At 43.6% G+C, this 26,639-nt stretch carries 15 protein-coding genes; 3 read left to right on the top strand and 12 right to left on the bottom strand.

Annotated features, from left to right (window positions below; genetic code table 11):
* Positions 1-759: 759 nt before the first annotated feature.
* A complete protein-coding gene (noc, locus tag KQI32_RS06765) occupies positions 760-1,614 on the bottom strand; it encodes a nucleoid occlusion protein (protein WP_216424415.1) in 855 nt (284 codons plus the stop codon).
* Positions 1,615-2,232: 618 nt separating this feature from the next.
* On the opposite strand from noc, the gene KQI32_RS06760 reads away from it, so the two are divergent.
* On the top strand, positions 2,233-2,634 hold the full coding sequence (locus tag KQI32_RS06760) for a DUF3842 family protein (protein ID WP_253291096.1): 402 nt from the start codon (positions 2,233-2,235) through the stop codon (positions 2,632-2,634).
* A gap of 105 nt (positions 2,635-2,739) precedes the next feature.
* Here KQI32_RS06760 and KQI32_RS06755 read toward each other — a convergent pair whose 3' ends face one another.
* The 8 genes from KQI32_RS06755 to galT form a co-directional block, all read right to left on the bottom strand.
* Complete coding sequence (locus KQI32_RS06755; RefSeq protein WP_216424412.1) at positions 2,740-4,347, bottom strand: extracellular solute-binding protein; 1,608 nt, start codon at positions 4,345-4,347, stop codon at positions 2,740-2,742.
* 331 nt (positions 4,348-4,678) lie between these two features.
* Positions 4,679-5,377: a 16S rRNA (guanine(527)-N(7))-methyltransferase RsmG gene (gene rsmG, locus KQI32_RS06750; RefSeq protein ID WP_177689724.1), complete on the bottom strand. Its 699-nt coding sequence runs from the start codon at positions 5,375-5,377 to the stop codon at positions 4,679-4,681.
* Positions 5,378-5,388: 11 nt separating this feature from the next.
* Entirely contained in the window at positions 5,389-6,954 is a 1,566-nt protein-coding gene (locus tag KQI32_RS06745) for an extracellular solute-binding protein (RefSeq protein ID WP_216424411.1), read from the bottom strand.
* Positions 6,867-7,421 (bottom strand): thioesterase family protein, encoded by a 555-nt coding sequence (locus KQI32_RS06740; protein WP_253291094.1) that lies wholly within the window; start codon positions 7,419-7,421, stop codon positions 6,867-6,869. Before KQI32_RS06740 ends, KQI32_RS06745 begins: the two co-directional genes overlap by 88 nt.
* Before the next feature lie 409 nt (positions 7,422-7,830).
* Positions 7,831-10,119: a fibronectin type III domain-containing protein gene (locus tag KQI32_RS06735; protein WP_216424409.1), complete on the bottom strand. Its 2,289-nt coding sequence runs from the start codon at positions 10,117-10,119 to the stop codon at positions 7,831-7,833.
* 734 nt (positions 10,120-10,853) lie between these two features.
* Positions 10,854-12,368, bottom strand: a complete 1,515-nt coding sequence (locus tag KQI32_RS06730; RefSeq protein WP_216424408.1) for a LamG-like jellyroll fold domain-containing protein — start codon at positions 12,366-12,368, stop codon at positions 10,854-10,856.
* A gap of 554 nt (positions 12,369-12,922) precedes the next feature.
* Positions 12,923-14,083: a galactokinase gene (locus KQI32_RS06725; RefSeq protein WP_216424406.1), complete on the bottom strand. Its 1,161-nt coding sequence runs from the start codon at positions 14,081-14,083 to the stop codon at positions 12,923-12,925.
* Positions 14,077-15,060: a galactose-1-phosphate uridylyltransferase gene (gene galT, locus KQI32_RS06720; RefSeq protein ID WP_216424405.1), complete on the bottom strand. Its 984-nt coding sequence runs from the start codon at positions 15,058-15,060 to the stop codon at positions 14,077-14,079. Before galT ends, KQI32_RS06725 begins: the two co-directional genes overlap by 7 nt.
* Before the next feature lie 256 nt (positions 15,061-15,316).
* On the opposite strand from galT, the gene KQI32_RS06715 reads away from it, so the two are divergent.
* Positions 15,317-16,870, top strand: coding sequence for a ClC family H(+)/Cl(-) exchange transporter (locus KQI32_RS06715; protein ID WP_216424403.1), 1,554 nt, complete (start codon positions 15,317-15,319; stop codon positions 16,868-16,870).
* 267 nt (positions 16,871-17,137) lie between these two features.
* Here KQI32_RS06715 and KQI32_RS06710 read toward each other — a convergent pair whose 3' ends face one another.
* The gene (locus KQI32_RS06710; protein ID WP_216424401.1) at positions 17,138-22,138 is read right to left on the bottom strand and encodes a sialate O-acetylesterase; all 5,001 of its coding nucleotides are present in this window, start codon (positions 22,136-22,138) and stop codon (positions 17,138-17,140) included.
* 764 nt (positions 22,139-22,902) lie between these two features.
* Complete coding sequence (locus tag KQI32_RS06705) at positions 22,903-23,271, bottom strand: VOC family protein (RefSeq protein ID WP_216424400.1); 369 nt, start codon at positions 23,269-23,271, stop codon at positions 22,903-22,905.
* A 251-nt stretch (positions 23,272-23,522) separates the two neighbouring features.
* Here KQI32_RS06705 and KQI32_RS06700 point away from each other — a divergent pair, with 251 nt between their 5' ends.
* The gene (locus KQI32_RS06700; protein ID WP_177689734.1) at positions 23,523-24,410 is read left to right on the top strand and encodes a DegV family protein; all 888 of its coding nucleotides are present in this window, start codon (positions 23,523-23,525) and stop codon (positions 24,408-24,410) included.
* A gap of 66 nt (positions 24,411-24,476) precedes the next feature.
* On the opposite strand, the gene KQI32_RS06695 is transcribed toward KQI32_RS06700, so the two are convergent.
* Positions 24,477-26,639, bottom strand: a complete 2,163-nt coding sequence (locus tag KQI32_RS06695) for a DNA topoisomerase (ATP-hydrolyzing) subunit A (RefSeq protein WP_253291093.1) — start codon at positions 26,637-26,639, stop codon at positions 24,477-24,479.

Here is a 26,639-nt window from a genome sequence, read left to right as displayed (position 1 = left end):
CCCCTTTAAACAAACTTTGTTTGTCGTTTCCTTTTTACTCGTTTCTACTTGAGTTGTACTTGTTTTTAAACTCTAAGTTATTGCTAGGACCGTCATGTTGTTCAATTTTCAAGGACCGGCAGTCAGTTGACTGTTTGCCGCCGTTCTCACAGCGACTTTTAAAGTATATCACTTTTCATTCTTGTTGTCAATACTTTTTTAAAAGTTTTTTCAAGCCTTTTGAAAAGTGCTTTTTCCGTGTGCTTCCTGCACGGCATCCCTATTTCCCTTTGCCGTTTCTCCGCAACACTTGTTGTAGTATAGCACTTTTCTTCCTTTGTGTCAATATTTTTTCGACAAAAAAGATCAAAAAATTATAAAAAAGCTTTTTAATCCTAGAACTTGTCCAGTTGCACACAATTTCTTATATTATAAAAAAATACCGTTTAAGCATGAAGCTTAAACGGCGAAAGGAGAATGGGGGATTTATTATATATTTCATTCTATAATAAATATAGAAACATATAATACACTTTAATCTATATTAATGAAGTTATTTTAGGGTTTATGCGGCAAAAGCTGTGCTTTTGCCGCAAGGGTGAAAAATATATGAAATTCTTTCTGCCAATAAATCGGCATAAAAGATGAGGGGGCTATGCATATCTGCGTATCCTGTTCGCAGGCTTTCGTCTCTACTTTTCATTTGAAATCTAAAACTTCTTTTTATAAGCCAAATTTTACGATAAATTCGTCTTGTTAGAAATTAAATAACCTTTTGTTTCATACACTTGCCTGCATTTTCGGCTGTCCAATTGCATTCTTGTCAATTCTTATCACATATTCTATGTAAGACTCTGTCTCACTTTTGTCAGACTTTACAGGAATACCAGCTTTTTTTATCATATCCACTGTTTGATTGATAGTGCTTGAAAATATTCTTAAATCCTTAAACAGACGAATATAACGTTTGTCCTTTATCTTCTTTTTATCTTTTTTCTGAACTTCGCCTTTTAAGGACATAATCAAGAATTCTGTCTGTTGAACATTGAGATTCTTCATGGAGATCTCCTGTAAGGCTTTTTCTTGAAGTTCTTTATCATCAATTTTCAAAAGTGCTCTAGCATGCCTCTCTGTCAGATTATATTCCAGCAAAAGCTGCCTCACATCAGAATTCAGCTTTAAGAGTCGAAGCTTATTGGCAATGGTAGATTGATTTTTGCCAAGTCTTTTTGCCAATTCTTCCTGGGTGAGCTTACATTCACACATCAATTTGCGGTAGCTTTCCGCTTCTTCAAAGTAGTTCAAATCATGCCTTTGTATATTTTCAATAATTGCCAGTACAAGGGAATCATTATCAGAATATTTATTTATAATGACTGGAACGGATTTTAGGCCGATCAGCATGGAAGCGCGAAGCCGTCTTTCTCCCGCAATCAATTCATAGCGTTCCGTATCAATTTTCCGAACCGACAACGGCTGAAGAATACCGTGTTCTTTAATCGACTCCGCCAATTCATAGAGCTTGACTTCGTCAAATACCTGCCTTGGCTGATTCCGATTAGGAACAATTCTTTCTGGCGAAACAAATGTCAATTTTGGCTTGTCCACATTTTCATTTGAGAATATATTTAACATGTCGATTGCTCCGTTTCTTTCAGTTGTTATGGTCTTATTATACTCGGAAGCTTACAGGTTGTAAAGAAAAAGCGTTCGCCAAATTTCCCGCTGTTACGCTATAAATTCGAGGTTTGCGAGCAATTCAACATTATTCTTTCAATCTTGTCTATCAAATCTGATTGAATTTTGTCGTACTTTGCAGAAATCTTCTTAGAAAAATAAAGTGATTGGTCTTTTTGAACTTATTTTTAATAAAGGGATTCCCCTGTTATGCAACAATTCATCGGGGGATTGTGCTCCGCCTAAAAAAGGAGTCTCTTCCTCCGCCATATAACAATGCAAAATCCGTCCGGCATTGTTTCAAAGTTCTTCCAAGGAATTATGAAAAAAGTTACATTGCAAATACTACCGTCCCTTGCCAAGTCCTTCTAGAGCCGGGAAACATTTTGCTGTTCATTATAATCTCCCATTGATACTTTCTAACCTTTACAGATGGCTGAGTACAAATTTATGTTCAGGCTGTGAGTGAATATTGACGCTTGCGAGGTCGAAATGTTTTTATGATGTCTTTGCCTTGCAAAAGTATTTTCATCTTGTTATAATAGTTATTGAGGCAGGTGATATTTATTGAACGTCATGGTTGTGGATGGTCAGGGCGGAGGAATTGGAAAATCAGTGATTGAAAAGTTAAAAACAATAGAAAATATAGATATTATCGCTTTGGGTACAAATCAATATGCCGCTCATCAAATGGAAAAAGCCGGTTCCTGTAAAAATTATTTCGGCGAAACCGCAATAATAGAAAATGTCAAGAAAGCTGATATTATTATAGGCGCCATAGGCATTATAGCTCCCAGTGCAATGATGGGCGAAATAACCCCCAATATTGCCCGTTCAATCGCGCAAAGCTCTGCAAAGAAAATTTTAATTCCGATTAATAAATGTAACTTTATTGTTGCCGGTGCTGATAAGAATAATCTATCAAATTATATACAGAATGCTGTCAATATTGTAAGGTCGTTATGTATGTCACTTTAAAAAACTGACACCGTAATTCATACGGTGTCAGTTTATTTTTTGTGATTCTATTTTTTACAAAACAAAATGTATTGATCTTGCAAAGCACACATATAAAGCTATTCTTTACTGTTGATCATAACGCGCCTGTGCGGCATTCTGAGCTGCTACTGTTTCAGATGCGCCGTTAGCTTCCATCTGGCTCAAGAAATTATTCCAAGCAGCATCTCCGCTTTCTCCAGACAGAATATATTTGGAAGCAAACTCCTCAGCCAGCTTTCTGAGTTTCGGATCGTTTTTGGTGATAATTTCTTTTTCCTCGGCAGTCGGGGTAGGCTGCGGATCTTCCGGCAGATAGCCTCCGTTCGGTTTGTTGTTCATCAGATCCTGTGCTTCCTGGTTCTTCTCGGAGTAATTAAAGTAAACCGATCTTCTGTCATATCTTCTGGTCGTTCCTGCCAGGCACATTCCGTATTTTTCTTCCAAATCCTTGATGGTAATGTTCTGCGTGTCAAATCCGATATAAACCGCATGGGATTTATCTTCATTCCAGTTAAAGGTAACCCCTTCGATACCACAAGTCATCAGTTCCGCTCCGCCGTCACTGAGAAGATAGTCATTGACCTTCATCGCTAACTCACTGTTGTCAGATCTTTTAAACACTACACCACCGGATACAGGTGAAATTGTAATGACTTTCTGTGTCGGGCCAACTGGATTCCCGTATCTCAGATTGTAATCCGGAACCGTAGCCTTGGCCTGTTCGTAGAACATATCCATTCTGTCAATCCAGTCAAAGGTTGTAAACGCCTGATTCGGCTGGGTCATTTTTGTTGTCCATGCTGCCTGTGTACAGGTCAAAAATTCAGGATCCAATAATTTTTCATCATACAGCTTTTTGATATAATCCAATAATTCTTTGAATCTGGGATCCATAGAGGAATATTTCCACGTCTTCGCTTCATGGTCATAGAACATACCGGGCCAGTTCAAAATTCCCCAGCTTTGCGCCTGTTGGGTAAAGAAATTAGTGCCTGTTTTAGAAACCATCGGCGTGGATGACGGATACAGCTCTTTCAGTTTTTTCAGCACCTGATAGTAGCTTTCCGGACCATCCCACATCTGAATTCCATGTTTGTCAAAAATGTCTTTCCGGTACATCATTCCATGATTCACATCACGGTTAATGCCATAGGAGGGGAACATATAGAGATTGCCATTGGAAGCTTTCCAGCTTTTCATAACTTTTTCTGTCCCCAGCTCTTCCGCTTTATCGATAAACAGGTTTTTAAAGTTCGGGAGTTCATCCAAGTGTTCCAAAACGGGTTCAAAAGCTCCCTGCATCCCCAGGTCATTGAGTTCCTCTGTTGTAAAACCTCCGGTAATAACATCCGGCATATCTGTCTTAGATGCAATCAATACCTTTGCTTTTTCTTTCATCGTGGCTTGCGGGATCTCTGTTATAACAATCTTTGCACCTGTTCTTCTCGAAAGTTCTTTGATAACGGTACTGTCTGTCATCCCGGTATTGCTGGATTCTGTCATGAAATTGATCTGCGTTCCTTTTTTGTCCAAAGGAAGTTTCAATCCGCCAGCATCCGCCTCGAATTTTTCAATTTCCTCTTTTGTCATTTCCCCTACATCATTTTGTGTTCCACCGCCATTACATCCAGCAAACAGGGAAGCTGCCATTGTAATACATATTCCTGCGGCCAAAAGTTTTTTTGCTCTCATCTCACTTTTCCTCCTTTTCATTTTCGTGCATATTTCATAGAAATACACAGATGTGCCCCATTCTTTTATGTTATTTTACACCTTTTGTTGGGATAGTGTCAATCTAATTTGATGTTTCTGAACATCACATCTTCATTTTTTGTCATCTTGCATAATTTTAATCTCATTTTTTATCTATTTTGATATTTAAAAAATAAGATTATCTATTGACAAATATAATTTTATTAGTTTTATGATCTTTCTTACAGATACGGGCAACATCTTCTTTTCATTGCATATCTTATTAAAACACCGACGGTAATATCACAGTCAGTCTTCTAAGAAGGAGCGCTTAAAGTGGTTTTTTGCCGGGCTTTCCTGCTTTTCTGGGATACCTTAAAGGAGTCTCTCCCTTTTTTTGAAAAACAAGCAACATTCTCCTTTGATCCGTCGAAGGAAGCTCCAGCTCGATCGTTTCGTATACCTCCATGGAGAGTATCTGCATAGCATGTTTTGACTCTTCCAGTTCACGGATTCCATCCGGTCCCTTTAGAGCAACGAAGTATGCATCTTTTTTCAAAAAAGGCGTACAATATTCCATTAAAATATTGAGCGGCGCTACCGCTCTAGCGACACAAAGTTCATACTGCTGACGGTATTGTTCGTCCTGACCGGCATCCTCCGCACGCATGTGAAGCGTTTCTATCTCCTTAAGCCCTAATTTTTCAATGGCACAATTCAAAAAATGAAGCCTCTTATTCAGAGAGTCCAGGAGTGTAAAACGCAAATCCGGCCGGATAATCTTTGCAGGAACAGATGGAAACCCTGCTCCGCAGCCCACATCAATCGTTTTCATTCCCTGCCGGATAACCTTTGTCTGAAACAGCAGAGCACTGTCCAGATAATGCTTTAAAATAATCTCATCCGGGTCGGTAATAGCGGTCAAATTCATTTTCTGATTCCATTCCAAGAGCAATTTTGTGAAATCTTCAAACTGTTCCCTCTGCCGCTGGCTTAAGGTGATTCCAATCTTTTCAAATAGTTGATACATAAACAATTCCTTTACTTTAGATACTTTTGATATTGGTGGTTATATAATGCAACGAGTTCTTCTGCACCAAGATAATTCGCCTTTTCCGCCCACCGATCCCAAGATGTTTCCCCCGCATCATTTCCAAGGACATAGTTTTGGGCAAACTCCATGGATGCCGCATATAAATCATTCGTCCATTTGGATACCTGTGCCTTCTGGGCAGATTCAAATCTTACCGGCGGCAGTTCTTTTGCAAACCGGTTTTCCTTGATAATCATATCCTGCGCTTCCTGTTCTTTCTTAGAATAATTGAAGTAAACGCTTCTCTTGTCGACGCGGCGGTAAAGCCCATCGATAAACATTCCATAGCGTTCTTCCAAATCATCAATTGAAATCGTTTTTTCCTGAGAAAATCCCAGATATTTCACAGAACCGTCCTTTTCCACCTGAAACGTTTTATTCTGTACCCCCAAAGTCATCAATTCAGCTCCCGAAGGGCTCAGCAAATAATCTAAAAGTTTTAAGGACAAAAGCTTTTTGCTATTGTTGGTAACCGCCGGTCCTCCTCCAATTTTGCTCAACGTCGCAACATTGCCAGTGGGACCTACCGGATAAGCATACCGCAAATCAAATTCGGGATTGGATTCCTGGACTTGCTCGTAAAAAATATCCATTTGACTGATCCAGTCAAACGTAACAAAGGCCTTTTCCGGTTCTGTCATCTTCACTTCCCAATTGCCCTGCGTACAAGTTAAGAACTCCTCGTCCAGCAACCCTTCCACATAAAGCTTTCGCATAAAATCCAGCATTTGCTTAGCTTTCGGATCGGTCGCAGAATATTTAAAAATTTGCTCTTCCTCGTCAAAAAACAGCCCCGGAAAATGAATTCCCCAGCTAGTAGACCAATCTGAAAAAATCTGTGTTCCCGTCTTGGATACATAAGGGAAAGAGGACGGATAAACGGTTTTCAGCTTTTTCAAAGCCTGGTAAAATTCCTCTGTGCTCTTCCAGGCAGAAATCCCGTTTCGGTCGAAGATATCTTTCCGGTATAAGAATCCATGGTTAACAGGTCGCTGAAATTCAAACTTGGGGAAAACATACAGGTTGTTATCGCCGGATGTGTAAGTGTTAAAAATAATATTGTTTTCATCGTCATCTACAAAATGCTTTTTCAGATTAGGCAGTTCATTGATGTATTTATTAATAGATACAAAAGTACCTTGCGCTCCCAATTGATTAATCTCGTCAAAGCTGAAAGAACTGTTCACAATATCCGGCATGTCATTGCTGCTCAGCATAACCTTTGCCTTCTCCTGTATGCTGGCTGGCGGCACCTCAATAATGTCGACATCCAAACCTGTACGCTCGGATAATTCCTTTATCACCAGCTTATCCGAAAGGTTGGAGAAATCAGAGGCCACCAGAATACTTATTTTTGTGTGGTTTGTATCTAGCGGCAGCTCCAAACCGCCGGTGTCTCCATAATTCATGGCACTGTCGGAATGAATCAATGAAATGATACTGCTTTTTTGACCGCAAGAAGCCAAGATGAAGCAAAGGAGAAGCAAAAGGATAGCACCCCTTTTTTTACCCATTTTTCTTTCCATCCTCTTTTTTCATATTGTGAAGCATAGATGGTATCATCCGAATCGGCAGCTGCCGCAATCATTTGATAAACATCCGGAAACTTCTTTTTCAGGTTAATTGGCCGAAACGTCTGTGAGTCCACCCATCCATGCAGAGTTGTTCCAATATTCACCGGTTTTCCACAGCCGCATTTATATATGGTATATTCAAATTGAATTTTTGCTACTCCCATTGAACTTATCCTTGTATGAATGCATAATTCATCCTCATATTCCACAGGATGGATATATTTGCAATGCACTTCCAGTACCGGAAGCATCGCCCCCATTTTCTCCAGCCGGTTATATCCAATCCCGAGCTCTCTGATAAATTCCGTACGCCCAACCTCATACCAAACTGGATACACCGAATGATGTGCAATTCCCATCTGATCTGTCTCCGCATAGCGCACCGTCAACTTACTTTCACTTGTCAATCTTTTTTCCTCCTTTCTCTGTGCTTCCATTTTATAAAAATTTTTATTCTGAAAAACGCAATCGCGCTTCGGACGTTGTTTTTTGAAACATGCAACCGCGCACAAATTTGCACCGTTTTCTATGTTATAAAAAGCAAAATAACCGCTATCAAACAGCTATTTTATTTTACCATGCTTCACAGATTTGTCAACCGGTCGTTTTCGCTCTTTCCATTCTTTTTCAAGGGGGAAACACCGAGAGCCAAAAACAAAATATCATCCGCGCGCTATTCCTCACTCTATATCAAAATGTCCCCCGCCCGCAACGGGCAGAGGACACTTTCTCTACTTATTCTTCTTTTTTAACGAATGAAACGAACTGGTTCGGTCTCAACATAGGATGACATCTTCATTGAGCACCCGATTGATCTTATGGAATAACTACTGTTATAATCCTATCACTATAAATGTAATTTTCACCGTATTTTGCATAGGCTCTCGTATAGTAAGTCTTCCCGGATATCAGGCTTCCGGCCAGTTTAATCCCATACTGGCCTTTCGCATTGGCAGCTGTAACTGCTTTTCCGTCAAAGACACCCTCCGCGCCTATAACAAAGGATTCGCCGTCAAGCTCTGTCTCGCTGAACAGAACACCGTATTCGCCCAATGTAGCTCCCAAAGAAACCGTGGCAAATGCAAGTCCATAAGGAGCGGCGCTTTCCGTACCGGTGAAGGTAGCGGGCGCAGACATAATCTTTTCCTGTTCCTCGGCCAGTGTGAACGAAACGTCGATCGTCGCGTTCGCATTCATTGCCGGCGTGGTATAATTGTAGTAATAATAAACCGGATCCCCGTTTGCATCTGTTGCAGTTTCCTGACCGGTAACTTCAACTGGAACGCCGTTGTACTTCACCTGATTAAGAATATAAGAGGTATCCGCCGTTCTGATCTGGAAGGTTTCCGTCTCCCCCTTTACTACGCCGATCTTTCCGGACGGAGAAATACTTCCGTTTTCACCGCTGCTTACAGTAACCCATACATATTCGGGCGCTGCTTCCCAGGTACCTTTCAGATTATCAATGTATGTAATACCTGCCTGGCTGGCAATGGAAGTAAATCCGATGGAAACCGCCGCGGTTCCGACCGGTGCAATACTGGAGAAGCTGTAAGTTCCCCATACCTTCTGTTCTACGACACCTTCTTCACCAGGCGTAATAACCGCATAGCTGTCTCTTCCGACCGCGTCCTTGCGCTGCCAGTCAGAATGTCCGGTAACCTCCAGCGTTTCCCAGCTCTCGGCAGCACCGTTCCAAACCTTGCCGTCCTCGTTATAGAAGAGCATGGTTACATAAATCGGAGGTGTCAGCCGGTAAGCATAGTCAAACTGGAATGTCACTTTCTGCATCGTGGTGAATGTCTCTGCCAGAGGCAGCTTGTTCTGCATCAAAAAGCTTCCGTAAGTAGAACCGCTGGTCTGTTTGATACGCAGAGTGTTGTTTGCGGTCTGCGTGTCAGGCGTGTTCGGCGCCATCTGCGGAAAACTTTCCGTGGTGTGATAACTACTTATCTCATAACAATTCTGTCCGGCAACCAGTGTTTTATCTGACGGATAAACCGTCACATCCCATCCGTATTTTGAAATGTCAACGGAATTGGCTGTGACTGTCTGTTCAAAGTCCGCATTGGGAATGGTGAATACACCGTCAGAGGAGACTGTTTTGCCCACCGGTGCGGTCGTCGCAGTAACCGCTGTGGAGGACATACTCTTATCTGCGTTCACTGAGGTAACCTCAAAGGTATATTCCACGCCGTTGGTCAGTCCGGTGATCACCTTGGAAGTTACCGCAGCGTCCATAACATCCACGGTGTCCACGAGAGTTGAGCCGTTTTTCACAGCGATGGATACACCTGCGTAATCCGTGGTGATGGACGGCAATGCCCAGCTTAAAGTAACCTGACCGTCTCCGGGAACGGCAACCAAATCCGTTACCTGCTGAGGACCGGCAGGAAGCGATTTATAGCTGATGCCGACATTGTCATACCAAAAACGGATCGCTTGCGAAGTAGAAGCAATCAAAGCAACAGACACACTGCTTGTACCAATCGGAGCTATAGCTTTAAAGCTAGTGCTTTCCCAAGTACTGGCTGCTGAAGGGGTATACGCAACAAAGCTTCCATTTCCTACCGCATCCTTAAGTTGCAAATCAGTATCCAAGGAAGGAGTTTGAATTTCATCGATCCATCTTCCACCATCGTAAACTTTCCCTTCTGCATTGTAAAAGAATAAAGATACTTTTGCAGTATTAGATCCAGTTCTCGACATCTTAACATCAAAAGCTGTGTTAAATTCCTTTTTCTCTGTTAAAGCACTTTCTAAACTGATCTTGGGAGATTCAACATAAAGAGCTCCTCCGGTGCCATTATCTTTTAATGACAGACTGTAAGAACCATCAGTGCTTGGAGCACCGGTTGCTTTACTATTTTCGCAGGTTGAATTGATATAGTAATCAAATGAATTTGATGCCAACACAGTCCCTGAATATATTTTTCCAACCCAGCCACCCGGCATTGATGTACTGTTTGTCGTACAGGTTTCTGCAAAATTTCCGTTGGGTACTGTCAGTGTGACGGTATCATCTGCCAATACATTAACTGCACAGACCGTCAGAAGCATTGACAGCGCCAAAAATAAGCTCAATGCTTTTTTCATGTTTTTCATGAATATTACCCCCTAATTTGTTTCTTGGGCTTGCCTTTCCTCCTCACCGCAAAGCCCTTTTGATTTATCCGCAGCGACACTGATTCCCAGCAGTATCCCTTTAGATTTTCCGGCATTCTTTCAGCCGCAAGCCCATCCTTGATGCCAGAATCAGCATCCCTCCTTTTTCATGATTTCACTTCGCCCTATTTTTTCACAAAGCAATTCGGAAAGCAGGAATAAATTGTTCTTCATTCCCGCCTCAGTAATTCCTGATATATACTATTTTTACAAATAATATATCTCTTTTTTGCGCATGTTAAGTCATTTTGTACAATTATTATAGCAAAATAAAAAAATATTGTATTTATCTTCTTTTGTTCTTTTTTTTGATTATTTTTCATTTTTTTATGACATTTTTGTTTTATATGGCTAGCAATCGTTTTTGATATCAGGCATAATACTGTGCAAACGCTCCCTGCCGCTCCTTATTTTTCAATAAGGGCTTGTCCCGTCATTCAACGAGGGCAAGAACACTGCTTGGCAGTGCCGCGGTCAGCAGGAGATTGCACTTCCGCTGACCGCGGATATGGAACCCGCCTTCTTTCGAGGCGGGGGACATCTTGCCCGCAGTTATACATTCCGCTCCTTTTCCTCACTGTCAAACTGCTCATACAACAAAAAGCGGGAAACAAAACTTGTTTCCCGCTCTCATCATAAAATATGAAATTTTTAAATTCATCTTACCAGCAAATTTACGGTATTACAATCGGCACAATCCGATCCCCGTATACAATTTTCCCGCCTGTATAAACGGCGTAAGCTCTTGTATAATAGGTTCCGGCTTCCAAATTTCCCGTAAACTTGATGCCATACTGTCCCTTTGCATTTGCTGCCGCAACTGCCTTTCCCACAAAAACACCAGCCGCGTCCTGAGTAAACGCATCCATTTCAAGCTCTGTCTTGGAGAATAATATACCGTATTCCTCCAATGCGCTACCAAGAGAAACCGTTGCAAATACAGTTCCAAAGGACCTGTCTCCTTCTGAACCGTTAAAAGTAGCTGTGAAGGGAATTACCTCTTCTTTGGACTTCAATGCAGTAAACGTGATGGCAACAGTAGAATCGCTGTTCAAAGCAGGTGTCTGATAACTCTTTTCGCCTTCCGTATAGCCGATTACTTCCATACCATTGTATTGGATGGATTCAATTGCATATCCATCGTCCGGCGTTGCGGTAATGGTGACTTGCTGACCTTTTTCAACTTCCTGCACACCCGATGGAGTAACCGTTCCGTTAGCACCTCCGGTGACAGTGAGTTCTACTGTTTCAATAACATTCACTGTCATTGTATAAACAGAAGTTTCCTTGCCGTCATCTGCAGTTACATGAATGGTTTTCGCCCCTGCCGAATCGGGTGTGTAGCTAAGAATATTGCCGTTCATTGTTCCCGCGTCTGAGGTTAATGTGACGGAATCTCCGTCGGTGTCAATCACGCGGCCTGTGAAATCCATTTCCAGCGTTTCTCCTAATTTTATGATTTTTTCGCTGTTCATCAGATTGAATATAGGCTCCGCATTGATTTCTGTTCCGTAATAACGGGAACGGATGTTGTCAAAGTAAACACTTTTCGAATTGCTAATAGCGGTACACCGGTTATAAATCTGGAATTTGTTGATATTTGTAATATCAATTCCAGAATCCGCATTTTGCAGCACCGGATCTCCATCCAGCCAAAAGCTTATCTCATCTGTGTCCGGATCCAAAACAATAGTAATATGATACCATGTATTGACTGCAGCGGTTTTGTCCGGAACAGTTACCCAAGTGCCGCCTCCAATTCGGTATTTCCAGCTGCCGTTCTGGGAATCAACTGCAAACTTCTCCGTTTTGCTGCTGATCAACCGGAACTGAGCGTCATTTCCAACGGATCGGGTAAGCATATAGTTGAAGTCAAACACCGCTTTTCCGCTTGTGTAGCTGCTGTACTCATAAATTACATTCGTATCCTGTTTCGCGGCTGCACAGTATGTATCCAAAACCTGATTTTGAGGATCCAGCGGATCCTGCACATATTCGACCCGGTGTGTACCTGTACCCAGTGTAAGAGTCCAGCCGTTTCCGTTGCTCAATCCTGTCCCTGCTTCCTTATCCTCAAAATCCATAATTTCCGGAGAATTGGAGTTCAAAGCTGCGGACGCAAGGGAAGGCATGCAGAAAGCAGTGAGAAGGGAAAAAATTATAAAGATACTTGCCGTTTTTTTCTTCATTGTATTCCTTCTTTCTTTTCCTATTTTCTACGAATGGAATGGGGAATGTTATTCCATAAATTACAATATAATTATTTTGTAATTTATAGCATTATAATATCACTATATTTTTCAATTATCAATACTTATAATTAATTAAATATTTAAATTATCTATGTTATATTTGTTGTTTTTCATGAAAAATTGAATGCAGCGTTTTGGCAGTGAAGGTATTTTGATTTTTTCTTTTGTAAAAACGCAGAAACGCTCTGCGCGCTATTTTTTGAAACACGCAATTTGGTATGATCCCGCACCGTTTCCTATGCTATAAAAAAGTTTTTTCGTTCCGAAAAACATAAGCTCGCTTCACTCGCTCTTTTTTGGAATCTCCCAGATTTCATATTTAAATTATCTTATTTTTTCAAAAAAATTTTTAACTCATTTCGTTGTAATTTCCTAAATTATAAAAAGCGCTTATCCGATTTGATAAGCGCTTCCATTTTCACAATACGTAAATACTTTTGTCCAGCCAAAGCGATTCTGATTCTCTATAGCATGGCAGGAAAAAGAGAAGATTACCCTTCCAGCAGCTTTCCTCCGTCTCCAATCACTGTAATATAAAAGCTGGGATCATAGCCAATCTTCTTTTGATAACTTTTCGACACCTTCTCTTTGAAATCCTCAATCGCATCCTCTTTGACGAGACTGACCGTACATCCGCCAAACCCGGCGCCGGTCATTCTGGAGCCCAAAACGCCATCAATCTTTCTCGCCTCTTCCACCAAGGTATCCAGTTCGGCTCCCGTCACTTCATACAAATCCCTCAGGGAATCATGGGATTCATTCATCAGCTTTCCGAATGCCGCCAAATCTCCGTCCTTCAAGACCTTCACCGACTGTAAAACCCTGTCATCCTCCATAACGACATGTTCTGCCCTCCGCCGTACCGTCTCATCCGCTATGACGTTTTTATACTGTTCAAACATGTCTGCTGTCACATCAGCCAAACAGGTAATGGCTGGGATTGCTTTTCGGAGCTCTTCAACAGCGTGTTCACATTCCGCTCTTCGCTCATTGTATTTTGAATCGGCAAGACTTCTCTTTTTATTGGTGTTGGATATCACAAGCTTATATCCATCCATTCGGATCGGAACCAACTCGAAATCCATGGTCTTGCAATTGAGAAAAATGGCATGATCACGCTTTCCCATGGCAGATGAAAACTGATCCATAATGCCGCATTTTACACCAATGTATTCATGCTCCATCTGCTGAGAAATTTTCGCCATCTGCACCATATCCGGCTGTTCTCCGTTTAGAATGGATACCAGCAGCGCGGTCACCACCTCAATCGCCGCAGACGAGGAAAGTCCCCCGCCGTGCGGAATCGTATCATCATATAAAAGATCACAGCCAGTAATTTGGTACCCTCGCCTTTTCATGGTTTCAAAAATGCCCAGCTGATAATTTCCCCACCTTAAATTTTTATAGCAATCAAGCTGATGAATGTCTGCCTCTACAATCTCAGACAGATCGGTCGCTTTCAGACGGATAACAGGCTCCTCCCGTTTCCGGTACAAAAGGGTGCTGCCCATACCAATCGCCGCCGGAAAAACATACCCGCCGTTATAATCCGTATGCTCCCCGATCAGGTTCACCCGTCCCGGCGAAAACAGCACCTTCTCGCAGGGAGCGCCGTATAAATCTTCAAATTCCTGTTTTAGCTTCTCTAGCATGATTCCTTCTCCTTTTCCAAGAATCTCCGGTAAGCCGCCCGCAGCTCCTCCGCCTTTTCCTCCGGTGCAGTAGGATTGCAGTGTGCCCATACCCCTGTTTCACTGGACGCGTTATATTTCATTTTATCTCTGGACCGCATCGGCGGGAAAAACTCGATATGAAAGTGGTAATATCCCGACGTGTCCTCACTGTTGACCGGCGACTGATGCATACACATCATGTAGGGAAACGGATAGTCAAACAAGCTGTCGTATGTTCCGGTAACCGCCTTTAAAATAAATGCCAGGTTCTTCTTTTCTTCCGGATTTAATTGGGCAATATTTTGTTTATGCTTTTTACTGATAATATAAATTCCATACGGATATTCGCAAAAGAAGGGCAAAACTGCCGAAAAATCATCGTTTTCCATAATCACGCGCTTTCCGAAAGCCTGTTCTTCTTTCAGCATATCACAGATGAGACAATGTCCCTTTTCCTCTTGATACTCTCGGCAAGACTCCAGTTCCAGTTCAATTTTTTTGGGAATCAGGGAATATCCATAAATTTGTCCATGGGGATGCGGCATGGTAACACCCACAGCATCCCCTCGATTTTCAAAAATAAACACATATTTTATTCTTTCATCCTGCGCCATCTTTTCAAACCGTTCCACCCATAAATCCACCAGCTTGCAAATATGGGATACGGACAGCTCTGGCAGCGTGACAGTATGTTCCTTCGAATACAGAATGACTTCGCATTTTCCATAGGCGTCCCTCACCTTAAAAAATTCATTTTCCACAGGATCCGGTTCCGGCGGATTTTGGGACAACGCCGGAAAATCATTGTCATATTCCAGCACTGTGAAGTCGTCCGGCACCTTCCCAGAGCCGGGGCAAAATGGACAAAAATCCTTCGGCATCTGCGGCCGGTTCTGCCGATGGGATGCAATCATTACCCAATCTTTTATTAAGGGGTTATATCTCAGTTCAGCCATATGAATCCTCCATTCCGCCGCAGGCTGGCAATAACCCGCCGGCACATAATCTCTCTTAGCATATCATAGCTTTTTTCCCTCCCTGATACAACCCGAATTTGTATCATATTTATGGACAAGAGTATGATGAGACTTTTGTCCATAAACACAGAGTGGCAAACCGATTTGTCATCTGTTTGCTTTTCCCTTTTCTCTGTGCTACAATAAAATAGAAATTTTTATTCATGATATGTTCTGACACAAAGGGGTTTTGAATATGAAAAATAATTATCAAGCAATTGGCAGTGTGGGTGAAAAAAAGCTTTCTGTCCTGTTGTGGAGCATTCTCATCGGTCTTTTATCGGGGCTGGTGGTTGTAGGATACCGTGCTGTTTTGAATTACGCGGAAAAACTGGCTTTTCTCATTTGCCGTTTTCTGAGAGAACATCTTATCTGGTTTCCTGTCTGGATGACTCTGCTCATTGTTATGGGGATCGCGGTGGGAAAGATGGTCAAAAAGAATGATATGATAAGCGGCAGCGGCATTCCCCAGGTAAAAGGAATTATGATGGGTTACATCAAGGATACCTGGTTTGGCACCCTCTGTCTCAAATTTATCGGAGGTACCGTCGCCATCCTCGGCGGCTTGTCTCTTGGCCGGGAAGGACCGTCTGTGCAGCTGGGTGCCTGTGTCGCGGAGGGCGTCACAAAAAAAGTGAAGGCTACTAGGATGGAGAAAAAGGTTTTGATAGCAAGCGGTGCCAGCGCCGGACTTTCTGCCGCCTTTAACGCTCCGTTGGCGGGTGTCGTGTTCGCGCTGGAGGAAATTTTCAAATATTTTTCTCCCCTGATCCTTCTCTCCACAATGGCGGCGGCGGTGGCGGCGGATTTTGTAGCCAAGAATGTATTTGGAATGGAACACGTGTTTCAGTTTCCGGAGGTAGGAATGATTCCTCTTTCTTCCTACTGGATCCTTCTGCTCTTAGGCGCTGTCCTTGGTGCCGCAGGCGCTTTTTACAATAAAGTTCTGCTGGCAACGCAAAGATTATACAGAAAACTGCTTCCTCAGGACAAACGGCCTCTGATTCCTTTTATTCTGGCAGGCATTCTTGGTCTCACGTTTCCCTCCGTTCTCTGCGGCGGCCATGAAATCATCTCACAATTCAATCTGTCAACCGGGATCTTCATGCTCTTTTTACTGCTTCTGGTGAAATTTCTCTTCTCCATGATAAGCTTCGGCTCGGGCTCGCCCGGTGGTATTTTCTTTCCTCTTCTGATTATTGGCGGCACCATAGGCGCCATCTTCGGAAGTGTTTCGGTTCACTGGCTGGGCTTTTCTCAAAATTTGTTTTTTAACTTTGTGATATTAGCTATGGCAGGATATTTCACAGCCATCGTCCGAGCACCAATCACAGGAATTATTTTAATCACCGAAATGACTGGTTCTCTGCATCATCTTCTATCTCTGACCGTAGTTTCCATTACGGCATATATTGTTGCAGATCTGTTAAAAAGCGCTCCTGTTTATGAATCATTGCTGGAAAACCTTTTGAAAACAAAGAATATCCTGCCGGAGAAGGAGGAGCATAGTAAAAAAATCCTTATCGATACGATTGTACAGCACGGAAGCAAAATCGCAGGAAAACAGGTAAAGGAAATCAAATGGCCCAGAAGAAGTCTTCTGCTGTCCATCAAGCGAATGGAAACTGAAATCATTCCAAAGGGAGACACCATTATTCAGGAGGGTGACTATCTCATCCTTATCACCGATTTAAACAGCGAATGGAAAACACGTGAAAGGATAAACACACTTGCGTGCGCACCGGAATAAGTGTTTTGCTCCGATGCTCCAGCACAGCGCATTGTATAAGAATTAGGAGCTGAATTCAATATGGTTTTCACAGGAAAAATTTCGTTGTAATCCCGCTCTGCTGTCCCGCAAAAAAGCGCCTCATTTGTCAGAAAAGTATGTATACTTAGTCAGACAAATGAGGCGTTTTGCATGCCGCACGGTTCTATATTTATATTCCACGCTGAAAGAAGCAGGGGCTTATCCGTTTCGACTCTCTAATGCTTAAGAACGCTCTAACCTTTCATCTTATTTTCCCTGCGGTACAAATTCGATAATATCGCCGTATACCACTTTCGTGATATCTACGCTCTGATAGATTGCATAAGGACGGGCATAATAAGCGATCCCCGCTTGGATTGCATCCCCTCTGAACTTGATTCCGAACAGACCGTCATAGCGGGGGGCTGCGATCCCCTTGGCTGTCCAGTAATTGCCCAAATGCAGATTCTCATCTTTCAGGCTGTTTGCGTCCACTGCCAGCAGCATACCAAATTCCGTACGCGTATAACTTCCAATCTGTTCCCTCGCCGCCGAGAAGGTCACACCGATTGGAGCATCGTCATTATCCGCCCCTGTATAGACAAAAGGAGTCATTTTAATATTCGGTTCGGCGGCCGACGGCGCAAAGTTAACGGTTACCACCTTTGATTCGGTGATCGCCGGCGTAGCGTATACTACAACTTCTCCGGAGCCAAAGCAGACTGGAACATCGCCGTAGTAAATGGATTCGATCTCATAACCGGTATCCGGAGTGATTGTCACCTCTTTTACCGCCCCTTCTCTCACATAAGCTGTTCCAGACAAGTCAACTGTCCCTCCGCTATTGTGATTGACGGTGATCTCCCACATGTTGAAGGGTTCCTCCTGCGGGTTCTCCTTCAAGGTGGGGAAGAAGGTTTCCGTGTTCCAAACCGTTCCGGTTGAATCACCCAGCTGAACCGCCGTCAGTGCTTTCATTGCATTTAGTCCAAGATAGGTAACGCCTCCGGCTGACGGAAGAGTTTCAGAGCTGAGCTGATAGCTATCCCTTGCAGCCAGATCATCCTGAATCGTGATATACAAGGGGGTGGAATCCAAGTTATAACTGTATTCGATATAGGAGATAGAAGCCTGTGCACGGCTATCAAAATAACCGGAGATTCCCATCGCATTTGTTCCTGTTACACTTCCCAGATTATAGCACTGGGATATCGCTCCGTTGCGAATCATTCCTGCGATTCCTCCTGCCTTACCGGAAGAACCGGATGCTTGAACCGTTCCCGCATTATAACTCGCTGTAACCTTGCCAGTGGAACTGTGCTGTCCTATCAGCCCGCCGACCTGATCGGAAGCAGAGACCGTCCCGAAATTCGCGCAAGCGGTCATAAGCGTAGATGCATTCACACCCACAAGACCTCCAACATAGGTGCTGCCTGTTACGTTTCCGTAGTTTTTACATTTCGTCATGGTTGTCGCTGCATTCAGTCTGCCGACCAAACCGCCGATTGCATTGCTGGTTCCGGAAATCTCTGCATGGTTCACACAGTCCGAAATCGTGACCGCTTCCCTATTCACGGTGGTGCCGATCAGCGCCCCTGTATCGGCGGTCGATTTCACACTCCCCTTAGTGACAATATTTTTCAGCACACAACCTGCCTGTGCCGTGGCAATCAAACCTGCGGAAGTATTGGTATCAATTCCCAGATTGATGCTATGCCCTTTTCCGTCATATGTGCCGGAGAACACAGAAATGGGCGTTGTAAATTCATCCTCAATATCCGCAATCTGTTCAAAATATTTGTCCGGAAGCTCCCTTACATTATTCAGATGCCCAATGTTTTTTATCCGGAAGGGATCACTCTGGGTTCCTTCGCCATAGAAGAATCTTGCGTCCACATCTGCCGGCGCGCTGTAGTTGATTTCCTTTCCGCCTTCCACCGCCGCGATAACCGCCTTGTATTGGACTGTCTCGGTAAGGTAGGGGGAGATATCATGGCCCGACTTGACGTCTGTAGCAACCGGTGCGGACGGCCGTTCTGATCCTGTGTAAACGTACAGGCTATAAGCTTCAGCATCTCCTGCAAAATAGATTCTGCGGATGCCTTCATTATTATCCACTGTCAAGGACAGTGCAGGACCTCTGAATGTTACGAGAATTTCTGTATCCGCCATGATTGCCGGGGTTCGGAAAAGCTGTTCCCCAGCTGAAACGTTTTCTGCCGGTATCCCATTTATTTTAATGCTCTCAATGATTTGACCGGCATCAGGCGTAATTTGTATGTTCAGGATGGTACCTCCCTTTACCTCCATGGGTTCGGTGAAAGATATGGTTCCATTTCCGTCTTTTACAAAGGTCACATTCCACAGATCATAGGCTTCTGTCTGAGGATTGGCGATCAAAGTCGGGAAAGAGGTTTCCGTATTCCAAACCGCGCCCGAGGAATCGCCCAGCTGGGCAGCGGTTAAGTTCCTCATCCCGTTCAAGTCGAGAAGAGTAACCCCCGTTTGCTGCGTAAGGGATCCCGTCTGGAACTGATAGCTATCTTTTGCAGTAAGGGATGTATTGCTCGATACATAGAAAGGAGCAGAATCCAGATTATAGCTATATTCGATATAGGTGCGAGCCACAGTAGCCGTCGCATAGAAGACAGAGATGCCCGCCGAGGTTGCTCCTGTTACCGTTCCCAAATTATAGCACTGAGAAAGCACTCCGTTTCGGAGCATGCCGGCAATTCCTCCGGCATTTCCGGAAGTGCCTGTAGCCTCGACCGCTCCCATGTTGTAACAGGCTGAAAGCATACCACTATTGATATTTAATTGCCCGATGATCCCTCCAACCTGATCACCGGAGGACACCGTGCCGAAATTGGCGCATGCAGTCACAAGATTGGAATTACCATACCCGATCAAACCGCCCACATACATCCCTCTGCCTGCCACGCTGTTTGTCACGCTCCCGTAGTTTTTGCAGCCTGTCATGGTTGCCGAAGCGTTGAGAATTCCGACCAAGCCACCCATTCTGCTGCCCTCGGAAACCGCCGCATAATTGACACAGTTGAGTATATTGACCTGTCCGGAGGTGCTTCCCGCCAATGCTCCTACGCCGCCGGCGGTAGCGCTTGAACACACGGTGCCCTTGGTGACGATATTTTTCAGCACGCCGCCCGCCTGCAATTGTGTGACAAAACCGGTGGAGACGTTGGTGTCAATTTTCAGATTAATACTGTATCCTTGCCCGTCATAGGTTCCGGAGAAAGTCGGAATCGGCTCGCTGAAAGGTTCTTCAATATCCTTAGTCTGTTTGAAATGTGCACTGGAGAAATTTTTTACATTGTAAAGCTGACCGATTGTGCCGACCTCATAGGGATCTCCCGCCGTGCCGCTTCCCTTGGTAAAAGCTTCCGGTGTGACAGGAACATCAACTTCCTCTTCTCCGATATCCTCATGATAAATCATCTGATATAATTCACGTTCGCTTTTCTGGATTCCATATACCTTGGACAGTATCTTTTCCGCAAAACGGACGCCGCGCAAGCGCTGGGAATCTGCTGTAAAATGAACCGTATCAAAAATAACGGTTCCTTTGCTGCTGATAAAATCGGAGTTTTCCACGACAGTGGCAATTTTCGCAATATTTTCATTTTGAGCGGCTCTCTGCAAAGGATAGGAGGCTGCAATAAAGGGAACCTCCTCAGCGGCGACCCCAAGCTCGCTTCGCATACCCTCTGCTATCTTATTCAGCAAAGTCAGATAGTCATCCCTGGATGCGCAGGCTTCGCCCTGCGCCCAGAGGATCCCCTTTAGCGTACCACCGCTTGCGATTGCAGCCTGTGCTCTGGCAACCGCCCGCTCGTAAAGCTGCGTTCCGGATCCCTTCTGCCATTGGTCAATGCTGGTCCCGCCAACAGATTGACATACAATTCCAACGCCGATACTGTCAGGCACATTTGCCGCTATCGTTCTGGTGAAAGAATGCGCCGGACTCATCCCTGCAATTTCAGCGGTGGGATCCGTATTGTCAATGCTGACCGTGGTATAACGGTTATAGCCTTGCATTTGTCCCAGCCCCGGCTGCGCATATTCCCATTGACCGGCACTGTTGAAGAGATAAGCGCCCTCCGTCCGCACTCTATCCTCAGCAAGCACTTCATCTGCACCAACCATATTGGATTGTCCCAGACACAGATAAATGTGAAAGTTTTCTTTTGTATACGGTATCTCCGAAGCGATTTCAGGCGTTTTTAAATCCCCGCCTGCCAACGCCGGCGGCTCCCCGTATGGGAACGTAACTGTTTCGCTGGTGTTGAATACCTCTATCTGGCGGAAGCCAAAACCGATCTCCGCTTCCAATACATCAACCTTTACATACCTGGCTTCCGTAAGCGGGAAATTGACGATTTTCTTTGCTCCCGCTGTGGATTCACCTTTTACAATATTCCAGCTGATATTATCTTTTGAAACCGCAATATCAAATTGACTGATTTTAAAACCATCTTCATAGACAATCACCTGATTGATATTGCCTATCGCCCCCAGATCCACTGTGGCGTACGCTTTGGTCTGTTTTGCTGTGCTGTTTGCAAGAAAGGAAGTTGACAACTCTCCGTCCGTCGCCCGCACAGGGCCAGTGAGCCCGTTATAGTATATAAAGTCTGTTTCCACTTTACGGCCATACGCCAGATTACCATTCAGCGCGCCGCTTACTGTCAGCTCAGCGCCAGGATAAATCACTGCATTGTCATAGCTCACATCGCCCGCAGCGCCCTCGCATATATATAAAAGCAAAGCAGCAGAAGAGGTCTCTGCCGGCGCAACCGCACTTACCGTCATGCCCTTCCATTGCCCGGCAGCGGCATTTACTGCAGACTGTGAGCCAACCACTTTTCCATTTGCGTCGTACATCAGCAAATAAACAGTGCCTGCCCCGCTGTGGACGTAAGCGTCAACCGTGGCCTTATATTCTTTTCCTGGTTCTGCTGACGACGTTTTGGATAGAATTCCCATACTGCCGGAACCGCTGGTTAAACGCACACTGCTGTTTCCGTCGGTGAAATGACTCGTATCCTTTTTCACATTATCACTATTTGCGCCGGCAAACGCGGTCCATCCATCGGGCAAATCAGTAAAAGACGTTTCAAAAGAATCATAGAACAGGTAATCGCTCGCCTGCACGGTATAGAATGATGGCAGTGCAGTGAATGTCATAAGCAGGCACATCGCTGCCGCCAGCACTCTCCTTCCTACTGTTTGAAACACACTTTTTTTCATGTTTTTCTCCCCTTTCGTTTTCTTTCTATCCCTTAAATTTACGCTATTTGAATAGAACTGCTGTCCAAATAGGATCATTTATTGTTCAAAAGCAACTAAAATGTTAAGAATATTATATCAGCCGAGGTGCTGAAAAGTAAATATCTTATGTTGCTTAATTTTAGTCCGATATTGCGCAATAAAATTTTAATAACAATGCTCAGAAGGAGCCTCCGTCTCCGCAGGCATGGGGAATCATTTTCTTTTTTTCAGCGGAAGTGGATTTTTCCTCTAAATCGCTGTACAACGGTGCAAAATCCTTATTGAAGGAATTTTGCCTCGGAATGCAGTTCTATCATGAACGCTGGCAGGCTAAAAAAGGCACAAAAAAGGAACCTCTTCGGGTGAAAAAGAGGTCCCTTAACTTAACACACCCGTTTCTGTAAATGGTTTGAAAATAACATTAAAAGAGTGGGTGTAAGGTGTGTGCCTTGACAGAAAAACAGATAAGGCTTCCATCAGGAAATTTATCCCGGAATACAGCATCCTAAGGGAATTCTTTTAGCGCTGTGAAACAGGGGGTAGTTACCCGCAGTCTGATCATAAATTGTATCCCGCCCGCTCGCAGACGCGTGACCACATCCAAGCGAGGGTATATCGAAGAGGCGCTATCCCTTCCTAAATTACCATAGTAACGATTGTTCTGGTATTATAATAACATGTTTTATATGGAAAAGTCAACCAATATTGTACGAAAATTTCCTACTTTTTTCGGCAAAAACCGACTATCTCTCAGGTAATATTTCTATCCAATATCCATCCGGATCGCTGATAAAATAAAGTCCCATATCCTTATTCTCATAACAGACGACCCCCATCTCCTTATGCAGAGCATAGGCTTTCTGGAAATCATCCACCCGGAAAGCCAAATGAATCTCGTTATCTCCCAAATTATACGGCTTTGTCCTGTCCTTGAGCCAGGTAAGCTCCAACTGATGCCCGGATATACCATCCTCCAAAAATACCAGCGTAAAATCCCCGCCTCCACCTTCTTTGCGCTTATATTCGGTTAGTCCAAGGGCCTTTTTATAAAATACCAAACTTTTTTCCAGATCAAATACATTTAGATTATTGTGTATAAAACGAAATTTCATAAGCTTCCTCCTCATAGTAAAATAGTATTTTCATCATTTTAACACTCTATTCAAAAAATAGCAAGCTTACTGCTTCTGATAAAAACCATTTCTACGGGAATATATAAATATAGGCTCAAGAAAAAGATTGAAATCAAAGTGAAAAAATGTTAATATAACTAAATGAAGAACACAATATCTCTTTCCCTGCATAATACCCAAATGAATGGTATAAAAGGCTTAACCCAATCCCCTGAAAGGAGTCCTGAAAAATGGAAAAGATAAAAATCATGGTGGATACACCGTCAGATATTGAACTGGAAGAGGCACAGAGGCTAAACATTGAGCTAATCCCCGTCACAATCAGTTATCAGGGAAAATCCTACCGTGAAACTTACGACATCAGTAAAGAGGATTTTTTCTCTGTACTGAATGAATGCGAAGAACTTCCCACCACTGCACAAATTACACCGCCTCAGTTCCTGGCTGTTTATGAAAAAGCATGGGAGGAAGGCTATACTCATATTATTCTGACCACAATCAATGCTGCGGGAAGCGGAACGTTCAACAGTGCACATCTTGCCGTTTCCCTGTTTGAGGAGGCTCACGGCAAGGATAAAATCATTTTTGAAATTATCGATTCTCATACCTATACCTTCTGTTATGGTCGTCCGGTTATGCTGGCGGCAGAAATGGCGCAGCAAGGAAAATCCTTTTCCGAAATTGTGGCCTTCCTGAAAGATCGCTTGACCCATTCCCATTGTTATGCCTATATTTCGACCCTCAAATTTGCCCGCAAAAGCGGCAGAATCTCCGTGACAGCGGCGATTGTCGGGGAGGCACTGGGTTTAAAGCCCATCATGGCGGCAGGAAACGGCAGTGTTGATGTCTACAATAAATGCCGCGGTGAAAAATCCGCCATCGCCAAGCTGATTGAAAATGTCAAGGCGGAGGCTGTGGATCTGGAAAACCAGGAGATTGTTCTGCTCCTTGGCGATGTACCCGAAAATGTGATAGAACGGCTTCGGAGAGAGGTGACTGAAAAGCTGAATCCAGCAGCTGTTTTTGAAGGCAGATTGGGATGTGCTATCTGCAACAACGCCGGTCCGCAAACCGTAGGTATCGTATTCTCGGGAAAAGATTATAAGTTGTATGAGTAGAATCAGCTGATAAAAAACGGCTGCCGTGCAAAAACTCACAAATGTTCTGCACGGTAGCCGTTTTGGCTATTCAAACATCTTCACCTGTTTGTCGCCGTCTTCCTTCTGGAAACAGCCAACCGCAGGAATATTTTTGGTTCTGTAATAATCCGGTTCCTTGAGCCTTGTTCTGGCAAGCTCAACCACCTTTTTCAAAGCTGCTCCTCTTCGAAGGGTCATTACATTGACTCCGTTTGAACTTCTGGTGGTTTTTGGATTGATCGATGAAGAATGAAAAACTAAAATTTTTCCATTGCTGGAATAAGACACTATGTCCGTATCCTCCGGAAGATATAGTATTTTAATCAGCTTCGACGCATCCGAATAGCTGTTTACCAGCTTTTTACGGTTTGTTTTTGTCTCATAGGAAGCAAGAGGAATTTTCGCCATCTTTCCGTTTTCAAAAGCGAACAGAAAATGTCCCTTGTATGCATTGGCGCTGAACACATCGATAATCTCTTCCTCCGGTTCACACCCCAGCACACTTTTCAAAAATTCGCCCATTCCGCTCAATTTGGTGTCCGCAATCTCATAAATTTTGATTTTATAGACATTTTGCCTGTTGGTAAATACCAGCAATTCTCCTAAATTCGTCTCATCAAATTCCTTGACCAGCTTATCTCCCTCTTTGAATTTATGCTCTCCGCCAGCACGGAGAGATGTCAGCGGAATCTTTTTTAAATACCCCTGTTTTGTCAGAAATAGCTTCAGATTATAATCCTCAATCTGCATGTCCTCCGAAAAATGCTCAATTTCTTCTGTTGTCAGAATCTCTGATTTTCTGGGTTTACTGTATTTCTTCTTAATCGCAGTCAGTTCTTTTATAATCTGCTCTTTTATCAAGGCAGGATCTGCTAACAGTCGGTTCAAATCTTCTAATTCTTTACGGAGATTTTCGATCTCGTCGACCTTGTTCAGGATATATTTCTTGTTCAGGTTTCTAAGCTTGATCTCCGCCACAAACTCGGCCTGCTTCTCATCAATGGAAAAACCCTTCATCAGGTTGGGAATAACTTCCGTATCATCCTCCGTTTCCCGCACGATCTTTACCGCTTTGTCAATATCCAAAAGAATTTTCTTGAGGCCGTTTAATAAATGGAGTTTCTCACTTTTAGCCGAGATATCAAACCTGGTCTGCCGCTTTATGCATTGGATACGGAAGGTTGTCCAATTCGCCAAGATCCCTTTTACACCTAATACTTCAGGACTTCCATTTATCAAAATATTGAAATTGCAGGAGAAACTGTCCTCCAAAGGTGTCATTTTAAACAGTTTAAGCATCAGCATTTCCGGATCGGTACCGCGTTTTAAATCCAGTGTGATTTTCAAGCCGTTTAAACCGGTTTCATCGCGGATATCAGCCACCTCTTTGAGTTTTCCGGCTTTGATATTTTCTACCACCTTATCCACAATTGCTTCTGATGTTGTGGAATAAGGAATCTCCAAAATCTCAATCAGATTTTCTTTGGCGTCATACTGGTATTTCGCACGGATTTTAAAGCTGCCGCGGCCGGTATCCAAAATAGCTCTCATCTGCTCTTCATCATAGATGAGATATCCTCCGGTGGGAAAATCAGGCGCTTTGATATAATCTGCCATATCTGCGTTTTCATTCTCTAAATATGCAATTTCCGCATCGCACACTTCACCCAGGTTGAAACTTGCAATGTTGGAAGCCATCCCCACGGCGATTCCCAGATTGGGATTTGTCAAAATCGTCGGAAACGTAACAGGGAACAATGTCGGTTCCTTCAGTGTTCCGTCATAGTTGTCAACAAAATCTACCGTGTCCTTATCAATATTTTTAAACAGCTCGAAACACAGACTCTCCAATTTCACTTCCGTATACCTGGATGCGGCAAATGCCATATCTCTGGAGTATACTTTTCCGAAGTTCCCCTTAGAGTCCACATAGGGATAGAGCAATGACTCATTGCTGCGGGTCAGCCGCACCATGGTCTCATAGATCGCCATATCCCCATGGGGGTTTAGTTTCATGGTTTGTCCCACTACATTCGCGGATTTTGTTCGATTCCCGGTCAGCAGCCCCATCTTGTACATGGTATATAAAAGTTTCCGGTGGGAAGGCTTAAATCCATCAATTTCAGGGATTGCACGGGAGATAATCACGCTCATAGCATAGGGCATGAAATTTGTGCGAAGCACATCGGTTATATTCTGCAAATCCAT

It is taken from the genome of Acetivibrio sp. MSJd-27, assembly GCF_018918095.1.
Lineage (GTDB): Bacteria > Bacillota > Clostridia > UMGS1840 > HGM11507 > HGM11507.
The sequence above is the reverse complement of the archived record's forward strand: the minus strand, read 5'-3'. Positions and strand labels throughout refer to the sequence as shown.